This is a genomic window from Corallococcus exercitus, assembly GCF_042231735.1.
Taxonomy (GTDB): Bacteria; Myxococcota; Myxococcia; order Myxococcales; family Myxococcaceae; genus Corallococcus; species Corallococcus exercitus_B.
Genome location: NZ_CP102577.1, coordinates 1,986,876 through 2,013,144, shown reverse-complemented (window position 1 = coordinate 2,013,144; position 26,269 = coordinate 1,986,876). Strand labels below are relative to the sequence as shown.

Below are 26,269 nucleotides of genomic sequence, written 5' to 3'. Positions count from 1 at the left end.
CTAGCGGGAGGGAAAGTCGAAGCCGACCTTCACCATGAAGCGGACCTTGGAGCGCACGTTGCTGTCCGGGGCGTGGGCCGGCATCGGGGTCGCGCCGCGCTTCGGCGCCTGCTGCGACGCGCGTTCAATGGACGTGGGGGCGACGGCGCGCACCAGGGGATGGCGGGCCTGGAGCGGCGGCACGTGCATGTCCACGTCGCGGCCGAAGAGCCACGCGCCGCAGCGCCAGAGGACGTCGTGGCGCCGGGTGAGCAGCGTCCAGAAGCGGTCTCGCGTCTCCGTGGCCTCGAAGAGCAGCGGCGAGCTCCCGGTGTCGCGGGCCTCGCCGGGGGCCGCGAGCAGGGCGCGCAGCTGCTCCGCGACGCGCTCCACCTCGTTCACGTCCTCGGGCGTGACGGGCGAGCGGCCGGCGAGCTTCGCCTCGTGCTGGCGGAACAGCGTGACGAGTCCCAGGCAGTCCCCCACCACGTCGCGGTGGCCCTCTCCGTGGGCGGCCGACACGTCGCCCGCGGTGAGGAAGGAGGCCTCCGCGAGCGCCTCCGCCGTCTTCAGCAGCTTGCGGCGCAGCTGCTGGGCACGGTCGAAGAGGCTTCCGAAAGAGCTGGCCCGCATGTCGCGCTGGACGCGCAGCGCGGCGAAGGCCAGGCCCTGGGCGAGGAGCGGCAGGTCGCGCAGCTCGGCCACGTTCACGCCCGGGAGCGTGGCGACCTCCGCCTCGCGGGCCAGCACGCTGTCCACGCCGCGCTTCGTGTTGTGGAAGGCGAGCGCGATGTTGGAGCGGCACTCCTCCACGGCGCCTTCGAGGGCACGCGCGGGGGCAAGGAACGCGTCATAGCCGGGCTCGGAGCCAAGGGCTTCCAGCTCGGCGATGTCGTCGGGCCCCAATCCCGCTGTCGCGTGCTGGCCTCCAGCCATGCCGGGGAGGATAGCGGGCACCTCCAGGTGTCACAACCTGGCGCCCTGCCCTGCTTTCCCACGGGCTTGATGGGTCGTCCGGGGTGAGGCCGACCGGCGGGGATGCGCGGCGCGCCGGCCGGATGCGTCAGGTGACTTCGCGGGTGGGGCGCGGGCCGTGGGACCCGTGAGGGTGCTGCCCTCAGACGAGGATGAGGTCGTCCTCGTCGGTGTCCGGCGCGGCGTCCGCTTCGGTGCCCAGCACGTGCTGCGTGCGGCGCAGGCGTTCGTCGCTCAGGTCCGAGACGAGCATCAGCACCTGCGGGTGGCTGGAGATGAGCGAGTCGAAGTCCTCGCGCGGCAGGCGCAGCAGCGTGGTGTGGCGCGTGGCCTCCACGGTGGCGGTGGCCGGGGTCTTCTGCAGGAGGGAGATCTCTCCGAAGAGGTCCCCTTCCTTCAGGCGCGAAAGCGGCTGCCCGTTCTTGTGGACCTCCACCTCGCCGGAGAGGACGACGTAGAGGCCGTCGGTGGCGTCGCCTTCGCGGATGATGACGTCGCCGCGCTCCACGTCGCGGGCCCGGAAGCGCTCCACGAGTCCGCGCCGGTCCTGGCGGTTGAACGGGCGGAACAGCGCGGAGCTGTTCATCACGTTCGTGAGGAGGCGCTCGCGGCAGAACTTCTTGAGGGCCTTCGCCACGGGCGGGTGGCTGCGCGACAGCGTGGCGAGCACGGAGGCGGAGATCTCGAGCACCTGCGTGTCGTCGGAGACGGACTCCACGGAGGCGGCGCGCGGGGCTCCGGACAGGAGCGCCATCTCGCCGAAGAAAGCTCCGTCCTCCAGCGTGGCCAGGTCCTGGCGGCGGCCGTCCTCCTCGCGGAAGACGCGCACGCTGCCCTCGCAGATGACGTAGAAGGCGTCGCCGTGCGTGCCCTGCGCGAGGATGCGCTCACCGGGGCCGAAGCGGCGCAGCGGGCAGCGCTCGAAGAGCTGGATGAACGCGTCGCGCGGCAGGTCGGAGAAGAGCGGGATGGACGGCAGCGCGTCCCAGGTGCCGGGGGCGGGCTCGGCCTCCTCGGTCAGCTCGTAGACGGGCTCCTCCTCCGCCGCGTGCTCGGACAGTCCCCGCTGGGCCGCGAGCTCCACCGCGTGCAGCAGTGAGTCCGCTTCAATCTCCAACTCCGTGAAGCTGGAGACGCGCAGGGACGCGCGCCAGGGCTCCGGGGCTCCGGCGGTGGTGGACACCACGGAGGCGCCGGCGGCGGGTGTGACCGTGGGCCTGGAGGGCGCATCGGCGCGGCGGGGGCGCAGGCCCGGGGGCGCGGCCTGGATGGGGGCCTTCGGCTCGGTGGGGGCCGGGGCGAGGTCGGGACCCGTGATGGGCGGCGCGAGGGCCTGCCAGCGTCCGCTGGGTGTCCGGGTCTGGGGAAGCTCGGGCATGGAGGATGGGGACTGCGGGGGGCGCGGCGGCGCGACACGGACGGACTGGCCCGGCGGAGCGGCTGCGGCCTGTGAGGCGGAAGGCGGAGGAGGAAGGGTTGGCGCCGGGAGCGCGTTGCTCGCGACGGGCGCTGGGGGCGAAGTCGCCGCCGCTGTGGTGACGGCTTCTGGTTGATCAGACGCTTCAGGAGTCAGGTCCCAGGCGGGTTCGTCCTGCGTGGGCTCGACCTGCACCTCGACGGAGATGACCACTTCGGTGTCGTCCGCAGCGGGGCTGGGGGCGCTCGCGGGCGTCGCGGCGGGTGGGGCTTCGCGCTGGGTGATCAGGGGCGCGGAGGTCTGCTGGGGCGCGGCGTCCTTCGGCTTCGCCCTGGACGTGGCCGGCGTGCCCTTTCGCGCGTACAGATCCGCGAGCATCTGCTGCACGCCCTGGTGGGAGGGATCCAGCTCGAGGATCAGCTTGCTCGCGGCGATGGCGCGCGGCAGGAAGCCCTCCTTCGCGAAGCCCTCCGCCGCGGACTGGTACGCGGAGACGGCGCGGTCACGCTGCCCGGCCTTGGCCCACGCGTCGCCCATGCGCAGCCGGCTCTGGTGGTCCTTCGGATCCGCCTGGCAGTAGTCCGCGTACAGCTCCGCGGCCTTGGCGAAGCGGCCCTTGCTGAAGGCCTCCGTCGCCTTGTCCTTGAGCGCGCGCAGCTCCATTCACCGCGCCCCGCCGGCCGCCGTGCCTTCCTTCGTCGGCGAGGCCCCCGCCGCGACGCGGACCTCCCGGAAGTAGTCGCTCTTCAGCGCGTCCAGCGGCTCGGCCTCTGGGCCCGTGTTCATCTTGCGCAGCGCCGTGGCCGCCGCGGCGCGGATCTCCGGCAGGTCGTGGTACAGGTCCCGCCCCACCACCTCCGCCGACTTCGTGTCGCCAATGGCCCCCAGCGCCAGCAGCACGTCGCGCCGGGCCACGCTGTTGGAGTCGTCCAGCGCCTTGAGCAGCGTGGACACCGCGTCCTTCGCGCCCATCCGCCCCAACAGCTGTGCCGCGAGCGCCGCCTCCGCCCCGCCCTCCTTCACCACGCCCTGCAGCGCCTCCGACGCGGACGCGGGCGGCGCGCCCACGCGCTTCAGCGCGTCCAGCACCACCAGCTTCTCGCTGCCCATCTTCGGCAGCGACGCCACCAGCGCCAGCTGCCCCGCCTCACCCTGCTCCGCCAGCGCCAGCGCCAGCGTCTTCTGCAGCTCGCGGTCGGGCTCCAGCAGCGCCGCGCGGACCACCTCGATGCCTTCGGGCCCCACGGACGTGAGCCCCACCAGCGCCGCCGCGCGCAGCACCGGGCTTGTGTCCTCCGCGTAGCCCTTGAGTACCTCCAGCGCCCCGGGCGCCTTGAGCGTGCCCAGCGCGGTCAGCAGCGTGGCCAGCGGCCGCAGCTTCGCGGGCTCCACGTCGTCGCTCAGCTCCGAGGGGACTCGCGGCTGGACCACCACGCGCCCGGCCTCCTTCGCGCGGGCCGCGTTCAGCGCCTGGAGCCGCTCGAAGAGCTGCGTGTGCTTGGCGGAGCGGTTGTCGTCCTGCCCCCTCCCCGCCGCCGGGCGCGGCGCGGACGGATCCAGGTCCGCGCTGTACTTCTGGGGCAGCGCCTGTGTCACCCAGTCCGCGCGCAGCGCCGTGAGCCCGGCGACCTCCTGCTCGTAGAGCTTCTGGATGACGGGCACCACGGAGGCGTCGCGCACGTGGGTCACCGCCTCCACCGCGAGCGTGCGCAGCCCCACGTCCGGCTGGTTGAGCCACGGCGTCACCTTGGGCAGCAGCGCCTGCGCCGCCGGGCCCAGGCCCGCCACTGCCTGGAGCCCCGAGGCAGCGGAGGCCGGGCGCGAGAGCCGCTCCGCGATGGGATCCGCCGGGCAGCCGCCTCGCGAACGCATGGCGCGGCCGGCGTCCAGGGCCTCGTCGCGGGCGCCGTCGAGCGCGATGGCGCACAGCGCGGCGTCCGTCGTGGGCGTGCGCGGGAAGGTCAGGATGGCTTCGATGGCCAGCGGGCTCACCGCGCTCTTCTCCACCGCCACCGCCTGGAGCTTCGTCGCGGCCGTCGGGTCCTGCAGCTTCATCAGCGCGCCGATGGCGGACTCGCGCAGCTCCGGGAAGCTCTCGTCGAGGAGCAGCGCGATGGGTGCCACCGCGCGGGTGTCGCCCGCGTCCCCCAGCCCGCGCACGGCGGCGGCGGCGAGGATGACCTGGCTGTCGCGCACCATGGGCAGCAGCCGGTTCACGGCCTCCGCGCGGCCGCTCTTGCCCAATTCCTCGGCGGCGCCCACGCGTTCGGGGAGCGCGCCCTCGGTGAGGGCCAGGAGGTTGCGGTCCCAGAGGCCCTTGGATTCGGCGGCGACGACGGTGGCCATGGCGCCAGGGACGTTGGCGCTCTTGAGGGCCTGGACGATGACCCGGCGCGTGGCGCGGCCCCGCCGTCCGTACTGGAGCGTGAGGTACGCCTTGGCCTTGTCGTTCTTCACCTTGGCGAGCGCCAGGGCGGCCTGGCCCTGTACGGCCTCGTCCGGATCCTCCAGGAGCTCCCCGAGCAGATCCACGACGCGAGGATCCTGGCTCTCCCCGAGCGCGCCAGCGGCCTCGCCCCGGACGATGGCGGAGAGGTCCTTGGCGGCGCGGGTGAAGAGGACCAGGTCGTCCGCGTTGTTCTGCGAGGCCAGCTTCTTCACGGCGGCGGCGCGGATTTCAGGACGGGGGTCCTGGATCTCCGCGAGGAGCTGATCCCGGTTGCCGTTGCACCCGACGAGCAGGGTCAGGGCGAGGAAGAGGGGTCGCACGCGGATTCGCATCGTTCTCCCGGAGCGGCGGACGGTGGAGGTAGGCGGTGCTTATATCAACGCCCTCCCGGGCCGCCCACCGCCGGAGCGACCCAGGAGGACGGATGTTCTAGCGGGAGCGGCCACCGCGAGGAGGCGGACGGCCTGCCCCTCCCCGAGGCGCCTTGCTGCTCCAGCGCGGCTCGGAGTCGCGCGTCTTGCGCTCCTTGAAGTCCTGGTAGCCGCCGCCGCGCTCACCCGGGGGCGCCTTCTTCACGCCCGCGCGGACGATGCGCTCGCCGGAGCCGCTGGGCGCGGACTCACCGCCGCGCGACCGGCCGCCTGCGCCCTCGCCGCGGGGCTTGAAGTCCCGGCGCTCGGGACGGCCCGCGGACTCACCGCGCGGCTTCCATTCACGACGCTCCGGACGGTCGCCGCGAGGGGCACCACCGGCACCGGCGGGCTTGCCGAAGCGGCTGCCACCGCGAGGGGCACCGCCCTCCGCACCGAAGCGGCCGGCGGGCTTGCCGAAGCGGGCGCCACCCTCGGAACGACCCGCACCACCGGCGGGCTTACCGAAGCTGCGGCCACCACGAGGCGCGCCGCCCTCTTCGCCACCGAAACGGCTGCCACCGGCAGGCTTGCCGAAGCCGCGGCCGCGAGGAGCACCACCTTCGTCTCCGAAGGAGCGACCCCGAGGGGCGCGTTCGTCACCGCCACGGCCCGCACCAGCCGGCTTGCCGAAGCCGCGGCCGCGAGGAGCGCCACCCTCATCACCGAAACGACCGGCGGGCTTGCCGAAGCCGCGGCCGCGAGGAGCACCCCCCTCTTCGCCGCCGAAGCGGCTGCCACCGCGCGAAGCACCGCCCTCGGAACGACCGGCACCGGCCGGCTTGCCGAAGCCGCGGCCGCGCGGAGCACCACCCTCGTCACCGAAGCGGCCGGCCGGCTTGCCGAAGCCGCGGCCGCGAGGAGCACCACCTTCGTCACCGAAGCGGCCTGCCGGCTTGCCGAAGCCGCGGCCGCGAGGAGCACCACCCTCGTCACCGAAGCGGCCTGCCGGCTTGCCGAAGCCGCGGCCGCGCGGAGCTTCATCACCGCCACGCCCCGCACCGGCCGGCTTGCCGAACCGACCGCCACCGCGCGGCGCGCCGCCTTCGTCACCGAAGCGACCGGCCGGCTTGCCGAAGCGGCCAGCGCCACGAGGGGCACTCCCCTCTTCGCTGCCGAAGCGGCCAGCACCCCGCGAAGCTCCGCCTTCGGAACGCCCCGCACCGGCCGGCTTGCCGAAGCCGCGGCCGCGAGGCGCGCCACCCTCATCACCGAAGCGACCGGCCGGCTTGCCGAAACGGCCACCCGCGCGCGGCGCACCACCCTCGTCGCCACCACGGCCCGTCGGCTTACCGAAACGCCCGCGCGGCGCATCCTCACCGCCGCGACCACCGCCCGCCGGCTTGCCGAAACGACCACCGCCCTCGGAACGACCGGCACCGGCCGGCTTGCCGAACTTCGCGGCGCCCCGGGGCGCACGCTCACCCTCGGGCTTGCCGGTACGGCCCGCGCCTCGCGCGGCCTTGCCGTAGGTGGCGCCCTCGGCGGCGTCGGACTCCGTCACTTCCTCACCGTCGTCATCGAACGACGGCACGCCCTCCAGGTCCACGTCCGCGTCCTCGTCGCCGTCCGTCTCCAGCGTCGCCCCGCGCTTCGCGAACTTCGGCGGACGCGTGCCCCCGTCCTGCACGCCCTTCCACTCCTTGCGCTCCGGACGCGCCTCGCGGGTCTTCGGACCCGTCGGGGCCTTCTTCTCCGCGCGCTCCGTCTTGCGCGGCGCGACCGGGGCGTCGTCGTCCATGGACAGCTCGACGTCGTCGTCATCCGGCCCGTTGAAGCCCGGCGCGGAACGGCCGTGGCGGCGCGGCGGCAGCTTCAGCTCCGAGGGGTTCGGCTGCGCGCGCCCTTCCGCCACCTCCGTGAGCTGGTGCACCTCGGAGACCTTCAGCGGCCGCAGCTCGCCGGGGCGCAGCCCCTCCACGCCCACGCCCGCGTAGTTCGGACGGAACAGGCGCACCACCGGGTGCCCCACCGCCGCGCACAGGCGCTTGATGAGGTGCGGACGGCCTTCCGCGACGACGATCTTCAGCCAGGTGTTGCGCTCGGCCTTCTCGAAGATGTCCACCGACACCGGCGTGGCCATGCCGTCTTCCAGCCGCACGCCCCCGCGCAGCTTCTCCAGCGTGGGCATGTCCGGCACGCCCTTCACCTTCGCCAGGTACGAGCGCGGCACCTGGAAGCTGGGGTGCGTGAGCTTGTGCGCCAGCGCGCCGTCATCCGTGAAGAGCAGCGCCCCTTCGGCGTCGTAGTCCAGACGGCCCACGGGGAACAGGCGGCGGCCCGTCTCCTCCACGTAGCTGGCCACCGTGGGCCGGCCCTGCGGATCCGACAGCGTCGTCACGACGCCCACGGGCTTGTAGAGCAGGTAGTACGACGATTCTTCCGGCGGCGTGACGAGCTTCCCATCCACGGTCACCAGGTCCACTCCGGGCTCCACCCGGCTGCCCAGCTCCGTCACCGTCTCGTTGTTCACTCCGACGCGACCGGAGGTGATGAGTTCTTCCGCGTGCCGGCGCGAAGCCACTCCCGCGCGAGCCAGGTACTTCTGCAAACGTTCCGCCGCCATGCCTTGCCTTCTTCCAGTTGCCGCCCGTCACTCGGGCTTGGGCCCCTCGCTATCACCCTTCTCGGGCGAAGGGGGGCTTTCCAGGATGCTGGCACTGACCTTCTGGCTCCGCTCCGCGGCGGCCATGGCCTCCTCCAGCTCCTCCAAAGCGGCCTCGCTGGCCGCCTCGTTCCTCTCCATCCGCTTCGTGAAGTTCGGGTCCGACAGCGCCGCCACCGTCCCCTCCGCCTTCGGAGCCGGAGGCGCCGCCTCCTTCTCCACGATGTCCCGGTGCTCCTGGGTCAATTCGTGGAATTCCCGGAGCGTGGGCAGCGCGGACAGGTCCTTCAGCGCGAAGAACTCCAGGAACTCGCGCGTGGTTCCATAAAGAATGGGGCGGCCGACTTCTTCCCGCTTGCCCAGGATTTTCACCAGCTTGCGGTCCATCAGCGCCTTGAGCACCGCGCCGCAGTCCACGCCGCGGATGTCCTCCAGCTCCGGCCGGGTGACGGGCTGCCGGTACGCGATGATGGCCAGCGTCTCCACCGCCGCCCGGGTGAGCCGCTGCGGCTTCACCCGCAGGTAGCGCCGGACGTACTCCGCCGAGTGGGGGTCCGTGCGGAACTGCCACCCGCCCGCCACCTCGTAGAGCACCACGCCGCTGATGCCCTCGCGGTGGATGCCGGAGAGCTGATCCAGCGCCTGGAGGATGGGGTCCCTCGGGATGCCGGTGGCCTGGTACAGCTCGTCCACGGACAGGGGGCGCTCGGCGACGAAGAGCACGCTCTCCAGCACCGTGCGGATGCGGTCCGGGGAGAGGTTGCGGCTCTTGGCGACCAGCTTCTCGAAGGAGGACTGGAGGTCCGGGACGTTGTCGTCGTCGTCCGAGCCCTCCTCGATGGCGGCCGCCTCCACACCGTCCAGCTCCGCGTCGTCGGGGCCGGGGCCGGTGACGGAGGCGATCTCCTCCTCGGAGAACTGTCCGGGGCCGCCGGGCGTGCCGGGGGCGGGCGTCTCGTCACCGTCGTCGGGACCGTTACCGGTAGTCACTCTCGTCGACCTCCGTGGGGACGAGCTTCTCCAGCGCGTCCCCGTTGGGCGTCACCTGGATGGGGCCCAGGGGCTCCTCCTGGAAGACCTTGATGAGGCGGCGCTTCACCATCTCCAGCATGGCGATGAAGGTGATGACCACCTCCTGGCGCGTGGCCGCCTCCGTGAACAGCGCCTCGAACACCACCTGCCCGTCCTTCTTCACCCGCTCGGCCAGCCGGAGGATGGCCTCGGAGAGGCTCACGCGCTCCAGCACCACCTCGTGCTGCACCTTGGGCGTCAGCCGCTCAAGCACCCGGTCGAGCGCCTCGACCAGCTTCAGCACGCTGATTTCCTGGAGCCCGACCTCATCCTCGGGGATGGGGACCGCCTCCACGGGCACCTTCCGAGCGAACACGTCCCGGTCCAGGATGTCCTGCATGGCCAGGTGCTCCGCGGCCTCCTTGTACTTCTGGTACTCCAGAAGCCTGCGCACCAGCTCCGCTCGGGGGTCCTGCGCCTCCTCCACCGCCGCGAGGACGTCCGCCCCTTCCGGCACCTGGGCCGCGTCCTGCCGGGGCAGGAGCATGCGGCTCTTCAAGTGGGCGAGCGTGGAGGCCATCACCAGGAACTCGCCGGCGATGTCCAGGTTCAGCTCCCGCATCCGCTCCAGGTACTCGAGGTACTTGGCGGTGATGAGTGCCAGCGGAATGTCGAAGATGTCGACCCGGTGCTCCTTGATGAGATGGAGCAGCAGGTCGAGAGGACCCTCGAAGTTGGGCAGCGCCACCCGGAACGCGTCTCCGGGCGTGCGCGGCAATCCCTCCCCGTCGGGGTCCGGCGGGAGGTCGTCGGGCGGTGGGGGCTTGCGACCTTCGCTCACCGGCCGGCGTCCTTCTGGGGGGATGGGAACTTCGTCATGCGAAAGGGTCCGAATTTCCGGCCTTTAGCGCGCGCCGGGGGGACAGACCTCCTTAGCAATGCCTCCCAGGTGGGTCAAACATTTGAACAGGAACGGGCGTTCAGGGGATTCCCACAGCCCGTCTCACCTGGTCCATCAGGCGGGTGGCTTCCGCCCGGGCGCGCTGGGCGCCGTCCTGGAGGATGCGCTCCAGCTCACCGGGGTCGTTGAGCAGCTCCTGCCGGCGCTGGCGGGCGGGGCCGAAGGTGACGTGGAAGGCCTCCAGCAGCTTCTTCTTGTAGTCGCCGTAGCCCTTGCCGCCGGCCTTCCAGGACGCGTCCACGTCGGAGAACTCGCCGGGCGGGAGCATCAGCTTGAGCAGGTCGTAGAGCGGCGCGTCCGTGGTGGGCTTGGGCGCGTCCACCGGCGTGGAGTCCGTCTTGATGGACATGATGCGCTTCTTGATGTCCTTCTCCTCGCCGAAGAGCTCCAGCGTGTTGCCGTAGGACTTGGACATCTTCTGGCCGTCGATGCCGGGCACCGTGGCGGCGTTCTCCTGCACGAAGGCGGAAGGCAGCTTGAGGATGCCGGGGGCATGGCCCCGCTCCTTGCCTTCCGGATCCGCCGGGTCGTAGCCGGGGACGTACTGGGTGTTGAACTTCACGGCCCAGTCGCGCGCGAACTCGATGTGCTGGATCTGGTCCTTGCCCACCGGCACCTGGTCCGCGCTGTAGAGCAGGATGTCCGCGGACATCAGCACGGGGTACGCGTAGAGGCCGAAGTCCGGGCTGATGCCCCGGGCGATCTTGTCCTTGTAGCTGTGCGCGCGCTCCAGGTGCGCCTGGGGCACCACGGTGCCGAGGATCCAGTTGAGCTCCAGGACTTCCTTCACGTCGCTCTGGCGGAAGAGGACGGCCCGCTTCGGATCCAGGCCCAGCGACAGGTACGTGAGGGCCGCGTCGCGCGTCAGCTCCAGGGCGAGCTTGGGGTCCCGCACGGTGGTGAGCGCGTGGTAGTTGGCGATGAAGTAGAAGGCCTCGCCCTGATCCTGGAGCTGCACGAACTGCCGCATCGCCCCGTAATAGTTGCCGATGTGCAGCCTTCCGGACGACTGGACGCCTGAGAGAATCCGCATCGCGATTCGCGCTCCGAATGACGGGTGGAGGACACGGCTCGTTCGCACACCCGCCGTCATGCTGCAACCTTCCGTTGGGACAGGTGGGCCCTTTCAATGCCTGACATTCGCGCGCCCTGCCCTCCTGGAACATTTCGCCCTGGCGGGAAAAGCCCAGGAGTTCCGAGGGGTTGAGGGGTCTCAAGTCTCCCGGTACCCTGGCGGCCAGCGCAGCACGTGGCCCGCCTTGGAGGGCGCCAACGGATGGAAGCGTTCACGGGAAACCTGGCCAGCTACCGGCTCCAGCTGGTGTTGCCTCCGCTGTTCACGACGTCCGGGGTGGAGGGGACGCTGCGGGTGGAGCGGGGCGCGGTGCGCCGGGAGTTCTACCTGCGGGACGGGCACCTGGTGGGGGTGGCCTCCACGGACCCGAGGGAGCACCTGGCGCAGGTGTTGGTGAACCTGCGCATCCTGGACGCGCCCCGGGCGGCGGCGGCGTTCGAGGCGGCGGAAGGGGCGAACCTGCCCTACGGCACGTTCCTGGTGCAGCGCTGCTTCGTGGAACTGTCGCAGCTCACGGAGGCCATGGAGCACAAGGCGCGCGAGGCGCTGTTCGACTGCTACGCGTGGGAGTCGGGCGAGGTGGAGTTCACACCGGGGCTGCTGTTGTCGGGGCGCGCGGTGGGGTTGCGGCTGCCGTTGAGCACGCTGCACCGGGACGCGGTGGCGCGAGTGCAGGAGTGGGCGCAGTTCCGGGACATCTTCCCGCGCCTGGACACGACGTTCCGGGTGTTCCGCGAGTTCGCGGTGGAGACCTTCTCCGAGGAGGAGGACGTGCTCCTGGACCTGGCGGCCGGAGGCGCGACGCTGGGAGAACTGCTGGCGAGCGCGCGCGAGGCCCCGCTGTTCGCGGCGCGCTGGGTGCTGCACCTGTACCGGCGCGGAGCGCTGGCGCCGCACCGGACGACGGGGCTGACCGTGGGCGAGTCCACGGAGTTCACGGAGCTGTTGGCGCTGGTGCGAGCGTTCCTGTCGTCGCGCAAGTACGACCTGGCGGTGGCGTTGGCGGCGCAGGTGCTGGAGCGGGGGCCGGTGCCGGAGGCGCACGCGCTGTACCGCGAGGCGGAGGTGGGGCTGACGCTGGCGTTGAGTGACGCGCTGTTCGCGTTGGATGGGAGGCTGGTGTTCGAGCCCATCCCCCGCCCTGCCCCGCCGGACCTGACGGCGGACGACCTGTATCTGTATTCGAAGCTGCGAGGCAGCCGGAGCATCCGTCAGGCACTGCGCACGGCGGCCATGGGAGAGCTGGCCGCGTCCCGTTCGGTGGAACGGCTGAGGGCCGCGGGGTTGATCCGCGTGGCGCCACTGGCACCGGGGGCGGTGGAGCCCGCGCCGAGGCGGACGACGACGGATCCGTACGGGTTGAACCTGGCGGAGCTGGGCGGGAGCTAGCGCTCAGGAGAACTTGAGCGTGCCCTCACGCCAGATCTTGAGGGTGTGCTCTGCACGGAATCCCACGAATCCAGGACGCTTCGCGAGCCAAAGCAACGTTGGCTCGCCTAGTTCGGGAGCGAACTCCAGGACATGGAAGGCAGCGTGTAGCCGGAGGGTTTCGTCCTCGCTCTTGAGCAGGGGGATGAGCTGCGACGTTGCCCCCCGGCTCCGAAGCTCCTGGTAGGCCCCCACGATCTTGTCGTTGGCGCGATTGGCTGACCGTGAGTCGGCGGCATCCAGTGCCCGTCCGTACGCGACCGACCCTTCCGCGTACCACTGGACGAGCTCTTCAATGCTGGCCTTCTGAAACTTGCGGGCACTCATGGAGTGACTCCATAGCGCATGAGGATCCTCATTCCGAAGTCACGTTGGGCCTGGAAGGACTGACCTCTCATCCATTGCCTCACGGTCATTTGTCCTCCCGTTGTGACGAGGTCCTTCGACGAATAGTACCTGCTGATTTGCTGATGGATGGCTTCGTCGATGGCGATCACGTTCTCGGTGTTGTGCACGGCCTGGGGACCGAACCGCTGAACGTTTCCGTCTGTCTGCTCGACGATGTGGTGCCACTGCTTTCCTGGCCCGGCCGGGCCCCGTGCCCGCTTGAGCGCGCTGAAGGAGTTCCAGGAACGGACACCGCTACCTGGAGGTGGTCCCCTCCCCTGCGCCGCCATGGCGACGGCCGTGGATGGAAGGGAGAGCGTGATGACGCCTCCCGAAACGGAAACGGCCCGCACTTGATCGAGGCTCGTGGCCTGGACGCCGACGCGTGCGGCCCCTGCTGCCCCGCCCGGGAAGTTCGGCAGCGTCGAGAGCCGGGCCGCGAGCAGCGACGCGCCACCGGTCATGCCATGGCTCACGGCGACCGTGACCGCGAGGACCAGAACTCGCGCGATGGACGGACCTACCCTGGCCGCGAAGCGCTGACCGGACGCATCCAGTTCCTTCCAGGTGGTGGCCCCATCCGTGGCGAGCTTCAGGTCCTGACTCGCGTCAATCAGCTCCAGGAACGTTTCCGCTCCCAGGTAGACCAGGAGCAGGGCTGACACGAGCGCAGCGCCCTTGGTGAAGGCGGGCTCGGGGTTGGCGGCCAGCGCCGCCCAGGTCACGAGGCCCGTGGCGATGACCGAATAGAAAAGCTGTGGCGCCAGGGTGTCCTCCACGGACCTGGCGATGCTCGCCTTGAGTGGGTTGAGGGACAGGGCCAGTGCCACGCCGAACCTGTCCCAGTCACTCAGTCCCATCACGTCTTCGAGCAGCGAGATGCAGTCGCCTCTACGGAGTCCCGGCTCGCAGAAGCCCCCAAAGGCACGGTCCGTATCGCTCGTGGAATAGGAAGCGCGCACCCAACTGCCTGGCCGCGAAGCCCGGAGGCGCAGGGGCGCTCTCAGAACCAGCTCGGCCAACGCCTTCTCGAATGCCCCCGCCCCTACCGCCACGGCCCGGACGGGAGAAGGCGGGCGGTACTCGACGGGAGGCCCTTCGCCGGTATCCAGCCGCACCCTGCCCCTTGGGGCAGCGCACGCACTTAGCAAGACGACGAGCAGGACCGCGAAATGAACCCGAAAGGCCATGAGGCTCCTTACCCGCCTTTGCCCCAGGTCCACCCTCACACCGGCATCAACCCGTCACGACTCCCGCGAGCGCGGCGATATGCCGCTCATCGGTGCCGCAGCACCCGCCGAGCAGGCGCGTGCCGAGCTCCGCGTGCACGCGGGCCATCTCCCGCGCGAAGGCGTCCGGAGGCTCGCTGTCGAGCTCCGCCCGTCCATCGAGCTCCTCGGGTGAGAGGCGGGAGGTATTGGCCTGCAAGCCCACCACGCGCTCTCCGAGCGAGGGCCAGGTCCCCAGTTGGCGCGCCATCCCCTCGCGAAAGACGGCGGGATGGACGCAGTTCACCATGTACGCCGTCGGGCGCGCTCCGGGCAGGGCGTCGATACGCGCCACGGCCTCACCCAGCGAGGTGCCGTCGAGCAGCGCCCCGGTGGGACGCAAGACGAAGCTCAAGAGGAACGGCGCCCCCGTGCGCGCCATCGCGAGCGCCAGGCCCTCTGCCTCCGAGAGCGCCGGCAGCGCCTGGGCCACGAGGAAGTCCACCCCCGCGCGCGCGAGCGCCTCCACGTGCGGCGCATGGAACGCCGCCGCGTCCTCGCGCGGCAGGGCCTCCGAGGGCTGGTACGCATCCCCGCGACACCCGACGAGCCCGCCGATGAAGACGTCTGAACCCCGGCCGCCGACCTCGTCGCGCAGGCCCGCCAGCAGCCCCACCGCCTCGCCGAAGACGTCCCGGCCGGCGAGTCCCGCGCGCTCGAGCCGCTCCGCGTTCGCACGCCAGGTGGGCGTGAGGAGGACGGTGGGCAGGCCGTGGCGCAGGCCGATGTCGCGGTAGTCGCGGTAGATGCCAGCGAGCGCCTCGCGCCCCTCCGGCCTGAAGAGGAGTCCCGCGTTGGCCACGTGCGGGTCCAGCAGTCCCGCGGGGAGGCGGCGCAGGCGCTCGACCACGGAACCTTCCGCGAGCAGCAGCGGCGCCTCGTGCAGGACACGAAGGAAGGGTGCGTATCTCGCCAGGACTCCCATCAGTGCGCTCCTCTCATGCGGTCCGGGTCTGGCCGCGGCTCGGACCAGAACCCGGTGGCCGCTCAGTTGTACTTGTTGCGTCCCGCCATGACACCACCGTCGACATCCCAGATGGCGCCGGTGACCCACGAAGTGTCATTCGACAGCAGGTGGGCGATGGTCCGTGCGACATCCTCCGCGCGACCCACGCGGCCAATCGGATGGAAGCCGTTGAACCCCTGGAGCGCGCCGTGGACCTGCTCCTTCGGGATGAAGCCTTCGTAGATCGGGGTCTCGACGACCGCTGGCGAAACCGCGTTGACGCGGATGCCGTGGCCGGACAGCTCCATCGCCAGGTGCTGGGTCAGCGAGTGCAGTCCTGCCTTGGCCATCGAATAGGCCGAGGAGGGAGTGGCCTCGATGGCCTGCCGGGCCCACATCGATCCGATGTTGACGATCGCGCCCCCCTTGCGCAGCGCGACCATGGACCTGGCGACGGCCTGCGTGATGAAGAAGACGGCCTTGTTGAGGTCGAGATACAGGTCGTAATCACCTTCGTCGTGCTCCAGGAAGGGCTTCGGCAGGAAGACCCCCGCCGCGTTGACCAGCAGCGTCGCGTCCGCGTGGTCCCTCTGAAGGCGGGCCAACAGGGCCTGTCTCTCCGGGCCGGAGGTGATGTCCGCGCGCAGGCCGTCCACGGGCCCGACCGCGGCCAGCTCCGCGACCGCGGCCTGGAGCTTGTCGTCTCGATGTCCGATGACGACCGCCCTTCCTCCCTCTTCGAGGACGATCCGGGCCACGGCCTTCCCCATGCCGCTCGTGCCGCCGACGACGATGACCTTCTGATTCGTGAATCGCTGATGCATGGAAGCTCCCAACGGAAGGCCTCAGGCGGCCTGATAGATGCGGACGTCCGGCGCGGCGTCGAGGAGCGGCTTCAGCGCGGTCACGACGTCGGAGTTGAACAGGTCGGTCTTGAGGTAGGCGCTGGCCTGCTGCGCCGTCTCGAATCCGTGCAGCACCTGCACGTCCTCGTCGCGGACGAGGAGCTCCTTCGACTTCGCGCCGGCGATCGTCTCGAGGAAGGGCGCCTTGTAGCGCTGGTACACCCCGGCGGCATCAGGGCGGTTGGCGGGAGAAATCTTCAGGGTGATCTGCAGGTAGACCATGGGGGTCCTCCGTCATTGGGACTGTGGTATGTGAAAGTTCAGCTATCCCACGCGAGATTCATCGTCCCGAACGCCCGCCTTCGCAAACGGGAGTTTCTTGGCCTGCGGTAAAGGAAATCTTGATCGCCCATGAGCGCACCCGAACACCTCAACGCCCTGCGTGCCTTCGAGGCAGCGGCCAGGCACGAGAGCTTCTCCGCCGCGGCCGCCGAACTCCACGTGACCCCGGCGGCGGTCGGACAGCTCGTGCGGAGCCTCGAGGAGTCGCTCGGCACGCCGTTGTTCCACCGGGGGGCGAGCGGGCACAAACGGCTCGTCCTCACCGAGGCGGCCCAGCGGGCGCTGCCGGACATCCGCGCGGGGTTCGAGCGACTGAGCGCCGGCGTCGCACGGCTGAAGGAGGCCTCGTCGACGGGCGTGCTGACCGTGACCGTCAGCTCCGCCTTCGCGGCCAAGTGGCTCCTGCCGCGGCTCGAACGGTTCCAGGCTGCGTGGCCGGAGCTGGACGTGCGGCTTGATGCGTCCACCGAGTTGCTCGACTTCGCCGCGCGCGGCATCGATATCGGCGTGCGCTATGGCGCAGGGGGCTGGCCCGGGCTGACCGCCGAGAAGCTCCTGGACGAGGAGGTCTTCCCTGTCTGCTCCCCTGCGCTCCTGCGTCAGAGTCGCCGGATGCGCAGGCCCTCGGACCTGGACGGGCTCCGGCTCATCCACGACCGGTCCGTGGATGCCCGCTCGGGCTTCGCCACGTGGGAGGTCTGGCTCGAGAAGGCGGGCGCAAGCGACGTCGAGACGAAGCGAGGCCTGCGCATCAACAACTCCGCGGCGGTGCTGCAGGCGGCCATCGACGGACAGGGCGTGGCGCTGGCCCGCAGCATCATGGCGCGTGACGACCTCGCGGCCGGACGGCTGGTGCGTCTGTTCCCGGCGGTCGAGTTCGCTTCCGTGCTCGCCTACTACGTCGTCTACCGGCCCGAGTGCGCCACGCTCCCGAAGGTGGTGGCGTTTCGTGACTGGCTGATTCGCGAGGCATCCCACTAGGAGATGGAGGGGTGCTCAGGGGAACTTGAGCGTGCCCTCGCGCCAGGCCTTGAGCGCGTATTCCGCGGCGAGCCCATTGAGTCCCGGCCGTTTCGCGATCCAGAGCAATACTGGCTCGCCGAGTTCCGGAGCGAATTCCAGCGCGTGAGCCGCGACGTGGGAACGTATGGTTTCGTCCTGGCTCTGGAGCAGGGGGAGGAGCTGAGACGTCGCACCACGGCTCCGAAGTTCTCGATATGCCCCCGCGATTTTGTCGGCTGCGCGATTGGCGGACCGCGAGTCTCCGGCATTCAGCGCTCGTCCGGCTGCGACCGCTCCCTCCGCGTACCACTGGATGAGCTCTTCGATGCTGGCCTTCTGGAACTTCCGGGTGCTCAAGGACTGGCTCCAAAGCGAATGAGGGTCTTCATGCCGAAGTCTCGTTGGGCCTGGAAGGACTGGCTGCTCAACCATTGCCGTACGGTCTGGGCTCCCGTGAAGGAGCTGATTTTCGATGAATAGTACCCGCTGATCCGTTGATGAATAGCTTCGTCGATGGCGATCACGTTCTCGGTGTTGTGCAAGGCCTGGGGACCGAACCGCTGAACGTTGCCGTCCGTCTGCTCGACGATGTGGTGCCACTGCTTGCCTGGTCCTGCGGGGCCGCGCGCCCGTTTGAGCGCGCTGAACGAGTTCCAGGAACGGACGCCGCTGGTCGGAGGTGCTCCACTTCCCTTGGCCACCATGGCAACGGCCGTGGCCGGAAGGGAGAGTGTGATGACGCCTCCCGAGATGGATACCGCCCGTACCTGCTCAAGGCTCGTGACGTGGACGCCGACGCGTGCGGCTCCTGCTGCCCCGCCCGGGAAGTTCGGCAGTGTCGAGAGCCGGGCTGCCAGCAACGATGCGCCCCCGGTCATGCCATGGCTCACGGCGACCGTGGTCGCAAGGACCAGAACCCGCGCGATGGATGGACCTACCCTGGCCGCGAAGCGCTGACCGGACGCATCCAGTTCCTTCCAGGTGGTGGCCCCATCCGTGGCGAGCTTCAGGTCCTGACTCGCGTCAATCAGCTCCAGGAACGTTTCCGCTCCCAGGTAGACCAGGAGCAGGGCTGACACGAGCGCAGCGCCCTTGGTGAAGGCGGGCTCGGGGTTGGCGGCCAGCGCCGCCCAGGTCACGAGGCCCGTGGCGATGACCGAATAGAAGAGCTGTGGCGCCAGCGTGTCTTCTACTGCCCTGGCGATGCTCGCCTTGAGAGGGTCAAGGGACAGGGCCAGCGCCACACCGAACTTGTCCCAGTCACTCAGCCCCATCACGTCTTCGAGCAGCGAGATGCAGTCGCCTCTACGGAGTCCCGGCTCGCAGAAGCCCCCAAAGGCACGGTCCGTATCGCTCGTGGAATAGGAAGCGCGCACCCAACTGCCTGGCCGCGAAGCCCGGAGACGCAGGGGCGCACTCAGAACCAGTTCGGTCAGTGCCTCCTCGAATGCCCCCGCTCCTACCGCCACGGCCCGGAGCGGAGAAGGCGGGCGGTACTCGACGGGAGGCCCTTCGCCGGTATCCAGCCGCACCCTGCCCCTTGGGGCAGCGCACGCACTCAGCAAGGCGAGGAGCAGAACCGCGAAATGAACCCGAAAGGCCATGAGCCCCCTCCCTAGCGCGCGGCTTGAGGCAAGGGGAAGCCAGGCGACAGGACCATTGGTCGGGGCGGCGGTTTCCCAAACCGCAGGCCATGGGTATCCAGAACGGGACAGGAGTGCGCGGATGGAACAGGCAGCCCGTGAGCGGATCACCCTGGTGGAGGTGCTCGAACGGACAGCGCCCTACGACGTCTTCACTTCCACCATCCAGGCGGCGGTGCGGCGGCTGGAGACAGAGGGCGTGAGCAGCCTGCTCAGCATCCAGTTCCACGCCCGGCCGGAGGACACGGAGGTCGGCGCGGTCATCACGTTCGCGGACTCGCGCCGCGTGATGGAGCACATCCGGATGATCTCCGGCTGGCCGGAGTTCAAGGCCCTCCTCGGCGTCGCGAGGCCCGTGGACGTGCGCGTCTACGGGCGGCTGGGCGAGGAGGCGCAGGCCTGGCTCCGGACGATGAACGTCGTGAGCAAGGTCTTCGAAAGCCCCGTGGCGGGCTTCGTGCGCTGAAAGAGGCTCAGCGCTCGCCGGGCATCTTCTTGTCGGACACCAGCACCCAGACCGAGTCCGTCTTGTCGCTGTAGAACAGCGTGATGGCCACGTGGCGCGCGCCGTGCGCGAAGCGGAAGACGAAGCCGAACGTCTGGTAGAGCTTCTTCGCCCGCACGCCCTCCTGGAACAGGCCGAAGAACTGCCGCACGCGGGTGCACGGCGCCACGTCGTAGAAGAAGTTCTTGCCGATCTGCTCGCGCGCCTGGATGCGCGCCAGCGACGCCTCGGTCCGGTTGAACTTGAGGATCCGGCCCTGCCCGTCGAGCTGGATCATCCCCAGGGGGAGGTGATCCAGTTCCACCTCCGACATGTTGTCGACCCGCTGGATGAGGGCATCGAGCGACTCCAGCGAGGTCGCTTGAAGGGGAACGGGTTCACCAGTGGGGGGCGTGTGCGGGGTCGGGTTCATGCGGCCACGGTAGAAGAGGTCCCGACCGGCACATCCAGGCGATGGAGATGTCCAACGTTTGATCGTTGGGTGGTGTGCGTCCATGCGCACGCAACCCTCCGCTTTCGGACGGAAGCATTGGACGGCAGCCCCCTGCCCTCCTCAGCTCGCGGCGCGCAGGGGCACGCCCGCGGTGCGGGTCGCCCCATCCACCCGCCCAAGCCACGCGCTCAGCCGCTTGCGCTTCTCCACCTCTCCGCCCTGCCAGGGCGTGAGCGGCGTCCGCAGGCTGTGCAGCTGCGCGAACAGGGCCAGGTCCGCCACGCTGAGCGCACCGGACAGCCAGAAGCCGTGCTCCGGGGCCCGCGCATCCAGCTGATCCAACAGCGCCCCGAACCGGCGCCAGCACGCCTCCGGGCCCGCGCGCCAGACGTCGCGCGCCACCAGCCGCTCCACCTGCTTGCGGCGGATGAGCGTCGGCACCACCGCGCGCACCGGCGCCGGCATGAAGTGGAAGAACGCGGCGCGGGTCCGGGGCCAGTTGCGGTCATCCGCCCACCGGGCCGCGACGAGGAAGCCGTTGAGGGACGTGTCCGCCAGCTCCTCCCAGAGCAGCGCCTCCGGCGAGGCGTCGATGCGGCCCGGCGCCAGCTGCTGGAGGCGGGCGAGGATGGCCGTGGAGTCAGGCACCGCCTCCGCCCCCACCAGCAGCACCGGCACCTGTCCGGTGGGGTTGTGCGCACGGTGAGTGGCCGGGTTGTCCGCGCAGCCGCGCGCGTAGGGCAGCCCCGCGTACTTCAGGGCGCGGTGGGCCTTGAGGCAGAAGGGAGAGTAGCTCTCCAGGCCGGGCAGGCCCGGGTCGGCGAGCTCCAGCAGGGTCAGGGGCGGCAGGGCGTTCGTGGTCATGACGCCACGGTGCGCCCGGCTTGTGACAGCCTTCTGTCAGGATAGTGGAGCGCGAGGGGGCGATGCACCGCCCCCCCCCCGCGCCAGCGGCCTGCTGGTCCCGGCGTCACGGCGCGGGCGGGCGCTTGCGCGCGGGGGGCTTCGGCTTGAAGGCGTCGCTGCGCGGGTGGAACTCGTCGTACACCTTGCGCAGCCGCGCGCTGTTGACGTGCGTGTAGATCTGTGTCGTCGCCAGGTCCGCGTGGCCCAGCATCTGCTGCACCGCGCGCAGGTCCGCGCCGCGCTCCACCAGGTGCGTGGCGAACGAGTGCCGCAGCTTGTGCGGCGACAGCGGCTTCAGGATGCCGGCCTTCAGCGCGTAGCGCTTGAGCAGCTTCCAGAAGCCCTGCCGCGTGAAGCCCTCGCCGCGCGGCGTGACGAACAGCGCCTTCGCCTCGCGCCTGCCCAGCATCTCCGGCCGCGACCGCGACAGGTACTCCTGGACCTTCTCAATCGCCACGCGCCCCAGCGGGACGATGCGCTCCTTGGAGCCCTTGCCCTTGGTGACGAGGTAGCCGGACGTCAGCTGCACGTTGTTGAGCTCCAGCGTGCACAGCTCCGTCACGCGCAGGCCGGTGGCATAGAGCACCTCCAGCATGGCCTTGTCGCGCAGGCCCGTGACGGTGCGCTCGTCGGGCGCGGCGAGCAGCTGCTCCACCTCCTCCAGCGTGAGGAACACGGGCAGCTTGCGGGGCGACCTGGGCGTGTCCACGTCCTCCGAGGGGTCCTTGTCCGCCAGCCGCTCCGCGACGAGGAAGCGGTGGAAGACGCGGATGGCGGCCAGGTGCCGCGCCTGGCTGCGGCGCCCCAGGCCCTGCTTGCCCAGCGTCACCAGGTGCGCGAGCACGTCCTCCTGGGTGACGCGCGCCACGTCCTCCTTGCCGCGCGAGCGCAGGTCCTCGAAGTACACGGTGAGGTCCGCCGCGTAGGCGTCCACCGTCTTGCCGGACAGGCCCCGCTCCGCGCGGATGAAGGCGATGAACGCGTCGAGCAGTCCTTCCATGGTCCCCGGAGGGTACCGGACGCGCCCCCCGGGGCAACTCCCTGACGGGCCCACCCATCACGGCGTTGCCTTCCACCGGAGACCAGGGCCACCCTCTGTCCAGGTCACCCGGACAAGGAGCGGTGAAGATGCGTGCACAGGCATGGATGTGGATGGCGGTCCTCACGCTGGGCAGCGTGGGGGCGACAGCGCAGGCGCAGCAGCCCGCGCCCACGGCGACGGCGCCAAAGACCCGCGAGGGCAAGGTGAAGAGCGTCAGCCCTTCCAGCCTCCAGCTGGAGGGCGCCACCGCGTCCGCCCCGCCGCTCACCTACGTGGTGGACACGTCGAAGCCCCAGCTCCAGCAGGCCCTGCGGGGCCTCAAGGCCGGGGACTCCGTGAAGCTGACCTACGCCCCCAACGAGGTGGGCGCGAAGGTCGTCGTGAACGTGGAGAAGCGCTAGCCGCGCGTCACGCGTGGGGTTCGGCGGAGGCCTCCTGCGCGTGCGCGCGCTCCAGCGCCTCCACCACCCAGGGCCAGCCCACCAGGATGTTGCCCGGCGAGCGCAGGCACGCGTCCGCCACCGCCAGCACCTCCGCCGGCCGCGAGCGCACCGCCAGCGCCAGGTGCCGGCCGAGGAACGGGTGCGGCAGGTAGCTCAGGTTGTGGTGCCGCACCGGCACCCAGCGCAGCGTGGGCTTCCCGGTGAAGCGCTCCACCGCGTACGCCACCGCCTGCGCCAGCACCTCCAGCGCGTAGAACGGCAGCCGGAACGCGCACATCAGGAAGGCCACCAGCGCGCTCGCCGCCACCGCGCCCGCGAAGGACACCGTCGAGGCGCTGCTCCACACCAGCATGGGGACGAGGCTCGTCGCGATGGCCGCCACCTGCACGTTGCGCACGGACGGACCGCGCCCGCTCGCGAGGCCGCCGATGCTCCCCGCGGACAGGCCGGACACGATGCCCAGGCACAGCCCCACCGTCACCGCCGCCGCGCCCCCGGACTCCGGACCGAAGGCGCCGCCCGCCGTGGCGTGCAGCCCCGCCAGCATCGACACGCTCGCCAGCGAGCCCAGCAACACCCCCGACGCGAGCCCCGACACCAGCGCCACCACCAGCCCCACCGCGCTGCACAGCGCCGCGGAGACCAGGTACACGCCGCGCATCGGCACGCCCGCGAGCCGCAGCCCCAGCCCCATGAGCACCGTGAGGCTCGGCGACAGCACGACGAGCAGGAGCAGCATCCGCGCCACGAAGGCCCCCGCGGCGCGGCCCCCTTCAGCCTGCTCCCGCCACAGCTGCCCGATGCGGCCCGCCGGCGAACGGATGCCCGCCTCGCGCAGCCGGTAGTGCAGATCAATGGGACGGAACACCAGGAGGCCGAGCAGCGCCAGCGCGCCCGGCACCCGCTCCGGTGAGTCGACGACAGGCTTCACGGATGGGTCGCCCTCGGCCAAGACTTCCCCCTCTGGAAAGGATTTCAGGACTCCAGACTACCCTTGCCCTGCCTCAGGATTTCAAGCGTATCGCCTATCAGTGAAACCACCGTGGACGGCTCGTTCAATGTCACGCCGCCGTCGAGAATCAGGTCCAGGCCATGCCCCAGCGCCGTCTTGATATCCCGTGCGTCCGAGAGGACCGTACCGTCGGTGTGGGTCGCGGACGTGGTGATGAGCGGGCGGCCGAGCGCCTTCGCCAGCTCCCTGGGCAGGGCGGCGTCCGGCACGCGCAGGCCCACCTGCTTCTGCTTCGTCATCATCACCTCCGGCACCAGGCGCGTGGCCTCCAGGATGAAGGTGAAGGCGCCGGGGGTGAGCCCCTTCATGGCGCGGTAGGCGAAGTTGCTCACGTGCGCGTAGCGGGCCACGTCCGACAGGTCCGGGCACAAGAGCGACAGGGGCTTCTTCTTGTCGCGGCCCTTGAGCTGGTAGAGCCGCTCAATCGCTTTCTTGGAATTCAAATCACAGCCGAGCCCGTAGTACGTGTCCGTGGGATAGGCGATGACGCCGCCCTTCTCCAGCACCTCCACCGCCCGTGCGACCTGGCGGGGCGAGGGATGATCCACGTCCACCTCGAGGATGGGAGCGGCGGCGGCGGGCATGACGGGGAGCTCCTGGGGAGAGGCCACCCCGTGAGGGGTGTTGCCCCCACTATGCGCCGCCGCCCGCCTCTTCCGCACGGATTTCGCCACTGCCCAGCAGGGCGCGCCGCGTGAGCACCGGCCCCACCAGCTCGTGCGCGGTGATCATCGCGACGATGAGCACCTCCACCTGCGGCCCGAAGGACGGGAAGGTGCGCGACACCAGCGCCGCCAGGCCGAACGTCACGCCCGCCTGGGAGATGAGGCCCATCCACAGGTAGCGCTTGAGGCGCGGGTCCTCCGCGGGCGCAAACTTGCGGCATGCGCCCCAGATGGCCAGGCCGCGCAGCGCCACGAGCAGCAGCGCGGCCGGCCCCACCGTCACCAGCGCGTCCAGCTTCAGCCCGGCCCCCGCCGCGGCGAAGAAGAGCGCGAACACCGGCAGGCCTGCCTGGTTGATGGCGTGGTGGATGCGCCGGCCCTCGCGCTCGTCCAGGTTGGCGATGAGCGCCCCGGCCGCCAGCGACACCAGCAGCGGCGACAGGTGCAGCCGCGCCCCGCCCTCCGCCGCCGCGAAGGACAACCCCACGAGGAACAGCGGCAGCTCGCGGTTGACGCCGCGCATGTACAGGAGCATCGCCAGCGCCAGCAGGCACCCCACCGCCACGGAGCCGAACAGCTCCCACCCCACCCCGCCCACCAGCGCGGGCACGTCCAGGCCGTCGCCGAACGTCGCGCGGGTGATGCCCGCCGCCAGGCCGAAGGCCACCATCACGAACAGGTCCCCGATGATGACCAGCGCCATCAGGAACTCCGTGAACGGGCCGCGCGCGGACGTCTCCTGGACGATGGCGATGGTCACCGTGGGGGAGAACGACACCACCACCGTGGACAGGAGCGCGCTCACCGCCAGCGCCTGCGGCACCGTCATGGGGGTGAGGAACGGCAGCACGGGCTTGAGCGCGAACGTGGCCCCGAAGCACACCGCGAACGTCACCCCGCACACCGCCGCGCAGAGCAGCGCCACGCGCGCGCCCACCCGGCGGATGAGCCCCAGGTGCAGCTCCGTGCCCGCGACGAGCGCGATGAGGCTCACCGCCAGCCCCTTCACCAGCTCCAGCCCCTTCACGCCCGCGTTCGGGATGAAGCCCAGCGCGTACGGCCCCACCGCCACGCCCACCAGCAGGTAGCCGGTGAGGCGCGGCAGGCCCAGGCCCTTGGCCACCTTGCCCGCGAACAGGCCGCACAACAGCAGCGCGCCCGCCGCCAGCAGCACCGGCGTGCCCGAGTCCACGCGCACCGACTGGGCCTGGGTGATGGCCGCGAGCAGCGCCATGAGCAGCAGCAACCGGAAGATGGAGCCCTTCACGCGGCCACCCCCGCGTCACCGGTGGGAGGAGGCGTGTCCTGCATGGGCGTGGGCCGGGGCTCCGCGGCCAGCACGTGCCGGAAGGCCCCGTGCGCGAGCATCTCGTTGACGACCGCGCCCACCGCCACCACGTCCAGCACCCGCTGCGACAGCGAGCCCGGCACCAGCAGCACGTACTCCGCCACCAGGCACAGCGCGAGGCCGCCCTGGGAGATGAGCGCGTAGCCGAAGCGCGGCGGCAGGTCCAACACGCCCTGCGTGAGCCGCTGCGCGAACGTGCCGCCCAGCACCTTGCCCAAAAAGCGCAGGCCCACGAACGCGGGCAGCAGCGCCCACGCGGACAGGTCGCGCGCGTGGATGTGGCTGCCCACCAGGAACACCAGCACCAGGTACGTGGGCCGCTCGACTCGCGAAAGCGCCCGCGACACCCGCTCCGCCGTGCGCCCGCCCATGAGCGCCAGCGTCGCGCCGCACGCCACGCCGGCCAGCAGCGACGACAGCCGCAGGTACGCCGCCGCGCCGCCCACCAGCGCCACCATGCCCAGCGTCACCGTGGTCTGCTCCGCCAGGTCCTTCAGCGAATACGTGAGGAACGCCAGCAGCGCGCCGCACGCCACGCCCAGCAGCAGCGCCAGCCCCAGCAGGCCCAGCCCTTCGGCCGCGTTGCCGGTGGCGCCCAGCACCAGCCCCAGCGCGAGCACGCCCAGGCCCACCGCGTCGTCCATCATCGTGAGCAGCGCCACGCCCAGGCCGCGCGCGCGCTCCAGCCGCCCGTTGCGGTAGCCCAGCACCGCGAAGTGGCCGGAGGACAGGCTCGCCGCCGCGCCCAGGAGCGCCGCCGCGCCCACCGCCACCAGGGGCCTGAGGCCCATGGACAAGAGCAGCGGGACGGACAAGGGCAGCGCGACGAAGAGGAACGCCGTGCCCGCGTGCGCGAGCGCCGCCGCGTAGACGGGCCGGGGGAGCAGCCGCAGCAGGCGCGGCTCCAGGTTGAGCCCCAGGAGCACGCCGCCCGTCCCCAGCCCCATCGCCACCAGCGGGCGGAGCGACTCCAGGTTGGCCGTGGTGAGCACGCCCAGCACGGACGGGCCCAGCAGGGCCCCGAAGACGAGGAACAACAGGCCACTGGCCGCCAGCTGCGCCAGCGCCGGGAAGCGGCCCGGATCCAGGAGCGACCGGCTGGACGCGAGCAGCGACAACGCCGCGACGATGAGGAAGACGAGCAGCGCTTGCACACGACGTGCTTACACCCG

At 70.9% G+C, this 26,269-nt stretch carries 25 protein-coding genes; 4 read left to right on the top strand and 21 right to left on the bottom strand.

What is annotated here, in order from left to right; translation table 11 throughout:
- From NR792_RS07640 to trpS, 7 genes are all read right to left on the bottom strand, one after another.
- The gene (locus NR792_RS07640) at positions 1 to 936 is read right to left on the bottom strand and encodes a hypothetical protein (RefSeq protein ID WP_375759407.1); all 936 of its coding nucleotides are present in this window, start codon (positions 934 to 936) and stop codon (positions 1 to 3) included.
- A gap of 160 nt (positions 937 to 1,096) precedes the next feature.
- Entirely contained in the window at positions 1,097 to 3,034 is a 1,938-nt protein-coding gene (locus NR792_RS07635) for a cyclic nucleotide-binding domain-containing protein (RefSeq protein ID WP_375759406.1), read from the bottom strand.
- Positions 3,035 to 5,152 carry a HEAT repeat domain-containing protein gene (locus NR792_RS07630; RefSeq protein WP_375759405.1) on the bottom strand — a complete coding sequence of 706 codons (2,118 nt, stop codon included), beginning with the start codon at positions 5,150 to 5,152 and terminating at the stop codon, positions 3,035 to 3,037.
- A 97-nt stretch (positions 5,153 to 5,249) separates the two neighbouring features.
- Positions 5,250 to 7,796, bottom strand: coding sequence for a pseudouridine synthase (locus tag NR792_RS07625; RefSeq protein ID WP_375759404.1), 2,547 nt, complete (start codon positions 7,794 to 7,796; stop codon positions 5,250 to 5,252).
- A 27-nt stretch (positions 7,797 to 7,823) separates the two neighbouring features.
- On the bottom strand, positions 7,824 to 8,825 hold the full coding sequence (scpB, locus tag NR792_RS07620; protein ID WP_375759403.1) for an SMC-Scp complex subunit ScpB: 1,002 nt from the start codon (positions 8,823 to 8,825) through the stop codon (positions 7,824 to 7,826).
- Entirely contained in the window at positions 8,812 to 9,624 is an 813-nt protein-coding gene (locus tag NR792_RS07615) for a segregation and condensation protein A (RefSeq protein WP_375761584.1), read from the bottom strand. Before NR792_RS07615 ends, scpB begins: the two co-directional genes overlap by 14 nt.
- Positions 9,625 to 9,826: 202 nt before the next feature.
- Entirely contained in the window at positions 9,827 to 10,840 is a 1,014-nt protein-coding gene (gene trpS / locus NR792_RS07610) for a tryptophan--tRNA ligase (RefSeq protein ID WP_375759402.1), read from the bottom strand.
- A 243-nt stretch (positions 10,841 to 11,083) separates the two neighbouring features.
- Here trpS and NR792_RS07605 point away from each other — a divergent pair, with 243 nt between their 5' ends.
- The gene (locus tag NR792_RS07605) at positions 11,084 to 12,271 is read left to right on the top strand and encodes a DUF4388 domain-containing protein (RefSeq protein WP_375759401.1); all 1,188 of its coding nucleotides are present in this window, start codon (positions 11,084 to 11,086) and stop codon (positions 12,269 to 12,271) included.
- 3 nt (positions 12,272 to 12,274) lie between these two features.
- On the opposite strand, the gene NR792_RS07600 is transcribed toward NR792_RS07605, so the two are convergent.
- From NR792_RS07600 to NR792_RS07580, 5 genes are all read right to left on the bottom strand, one after another.
- Complete coding sequence (locus tag NR792_RS07600) at positions 12,275 to 12,637, bottom strand: hypothetical protein (protein WP_375759400.1); 363 nt, start codon at positions 12,635 to 12,637, stop codon at positions 12,275 to 12,277.
- The gene (locus tag NR792_RS07595; protein WP_375759399.1) at positions 12,634 to 13,659 is read right to left on the bottom strand and encodes a hypothetical protein; all 1,026 of its coding nucleotides are present in this window, start codon (positions 13,657 to 13,659) and stop codon (positions 12,634 to 12,636) included. The genes NR792_RS07600 and NR792_RS07595 overlap by 4 nt, the downstream gene beginning before the upstream one ends.
- A 274-nt stretch (positions 13,660 to 13,933) precedes the next feature.
- Positions 13,934 to 14,890: a homocysteine S-methyltransferase family protein gene (locus NR792_RS07590; protein ID WP_375759398.1), complete on the bottom strand. Its 957-nt coding sequence runs from the start codon at positions 14,888 to 14,890 to the stop codon at positions 13,934 to 13,936.
- Between the two features lie 62 nt (positions 14,891 to 14,952).
- On the bottom strand, positions 14,953 to 15,735 hold the full coding sequence (locus tag NR792_RS07585; RefSeq protein WP_375759397.1) for an SDR family NAD(P)-dependent oxidoreductase: 783 nt from the start codon (positions 15,733 to 15,735) through the stop codon (positions 14,953 to 14,955).
- A gap of 21 nt (positions 15,736 to 15,756) precedes the next feature.
- On the bottom strand, positions 15,757 to 16,038 hold the full coding sequence (locus NR792_RS07580) for a hypothetical protein (protein WP_375759396.1): 282 nt from the start codon (positions 16,036 to 16,038) through the stop codon (positions 15,757 to 15,759).
- A gap of 129 nt (positions 16,039 to 16,167) precedes the next feature.
- On the opposite strand from NR792_RS07580, the gene gcvA reads away from it, so the two are divergent.
- Positions 16,168 to 17,079: a transcriptional regulator GcvA gene (gene gcvA, locus NR792_RS07575; protein ID WP_375759395.1), complete on the top strand. Its 912-nt coding sequence runs from the start codon at positions 16,168 to 16,170 to the stop codon at positions 17,077 to 17,079.
- 15 nt (positions 17,080 to 17,094) lie between these two features.
- Here gcvA and NR792_RS07570 read toward each other — a convergent pair whose 3' ends face one another.
- Both NR792_RS07570 and NR792_RS07565 read right to left on the bottom strand, forming a co-directional pair.
- Positions 17,095 to 17,457 carry a hypothetical protein gene (locus NR792_RS07570; RefSeq protein WP_375759394.1) on the bottom strand — a complete coding sequence of 121 codons (363 nt, stop codon included), beginning with the start codon at positions 17,455 to 17,457 and terminating at the stop codon, positions 17,095 to 17,097.
- Positions 17,454 to 18,476: a hypothetical protein gene (locus NR792_RS07565; protein WP_375759393.1), complete on the bottom strand. Its 1,023-nt coding sequence runs from the start codon at positions 18,474 to 18,476 to the stop codon at positions 17,454 to 17,456. Before NR792_RS07565 ends, NR792_RS07570 begins: the two co-directional genes overlap by 4 nt.
- Positions 18,477 to 18,825: 349 nt before the next feature.
- Here NR792_RS07565 and NR792_RS07560 point away from each other — a divergent pair, with 349 nt between their 5' ends.
- Positions 18,826 to 19,209 (top strand): hypothetical protein, encoded by a 384-nt coding sequence (locus tag NR792_RS07560; protein ID WP_375759392.1) that lies wholly within the window; start codon positions 18,826 to 18,828, stop codon positions 19,207 to 19,209.
- A 7-nt stretch (positions 19,210 to 19,216) separates the two neighbouring features.
- Here the strand turns inward: NR792_RS07560 and NR792_RS07555 are convergent, their stop codons facing one another.
- The 3 genes from NR792_RS07555 to xerD form a co-directional block, all read right to left on the bottom strand.
- Complete coding sequence (locus NR792_RS07555; protein ID WP_375759391.1) at positions 19,217 to 19,660, bottom strand: PAS domain-containing protein; 444 nt, start codon at positions 19,658 to 19,660, stop codon at positions 19,217 to 19,219.
- Positions 19,661 to 19,801: 141 nt separating this feature from the next.
- Entirely contained in the window at positions 19,802 to 20,545 is a 744-nt protein-coding gene (locus NR792_RS07550; RefSeq protein WP_375759390.1) for a glutathione S-transferase family protein, read from the bottom strand.
- Between the two features lie 106 nt (positions 20,546 to 20,651).
- Positions 20,652 to 21,587 carry a site-specific tyrosine recombinase XerD gene (gene xerD / locus NR792_RS07545; RefSeq protein ID WP_375759389.1) on the bottom strand — a complete coding sequence of 312 codons (936 nt, stop codon included), beginning with the start codon at positions 21,585 to 21,587 and terminating at the stop codon, positions 20,652 to 20,654.
- A gap of 128 nt (positions 21,588 to 21,715) precedes the next feature.
- Between xerD and NR792_RS07540 the strand changes: the two genes are divergently transcribed.
- Positions 21,716 to 22,030, top strand: a complete 315-nt coding sequence (locus NR792_RS07540; protein ID WP_375759388.1) for a hypothetical protein — start codon at positions 21,716 to 21,718, stop codon at positions 22,028 to 22,030.
- Between the two features lie 7 nt (positions 22,031 to 22,037).
- Here NR792_RS07540 and NR792_RS07535 read toward each other — a convergent pair whose 3' ends face one another.
- The 4 genes from NR792_RS07535 to NR792_RS07520 are packed head-to-tail and all read right to left on the bottom strand — an operon-like array spanning position 22,038 to position 26,251.
- Positions 22,038 to 23,003, bottom strand: a complete 966-nt coding sequence (locus NR792_RS07535; RefSeq protein WP_375759387.1) for a hypothetical protein — start codon at positions 23,001 to 23,003, stop codon at positions 22,038 to 22,040.
- Positions 23,004 to 23,047: 44 nt separating this feature from the next.
- Positions 23,048 to 23,668 (bottom strand): L-threonylcarbamoyladenylate synthase, encoded by a 621-nt coding sequence (locus tag NR792_RS07530; RefSeq protein ID WP_120524187.1) that lies wholly within the window; start codon positions 23,666 to 23,668, stop codon positions 23,048 to 23,050.
- A gap of 49 nt (positions 23,669 to 23,717) precedes the next feature.
- Positions 23,718 to 24,983 carry a cation:proton antiporter gene (locus tag NR792_RS07525; RefSeq protein WP_375761583.1) on the bottom strand — a complete coding sequence of 422 codons (1,266 nt, stop codon included), beginning with the start codon at positions 24,981 to 24,983 and terminating at the stop codon, positions 23,718 to 23,720.
- A 29-nt stretch (positions 24,984 to 25,012) separates the two neighbouring features.
- Positions 25,013 to 26,251 carry a sodium:proton exchanger gene (locus NR792_RS07520; RefSeq protein ID WP_375759386.1) on the bottom strand — a complete coding sequence of 413 codons (1,239 nt, stop codon included), beginning with the start codon at positions 26,249 to 26,251 and terminating at the stop codon, positions 25,013 to 25,015.
- Between the last annotated feature and the right edge of the window lie 18 nt (positions 26,252 to 26,269).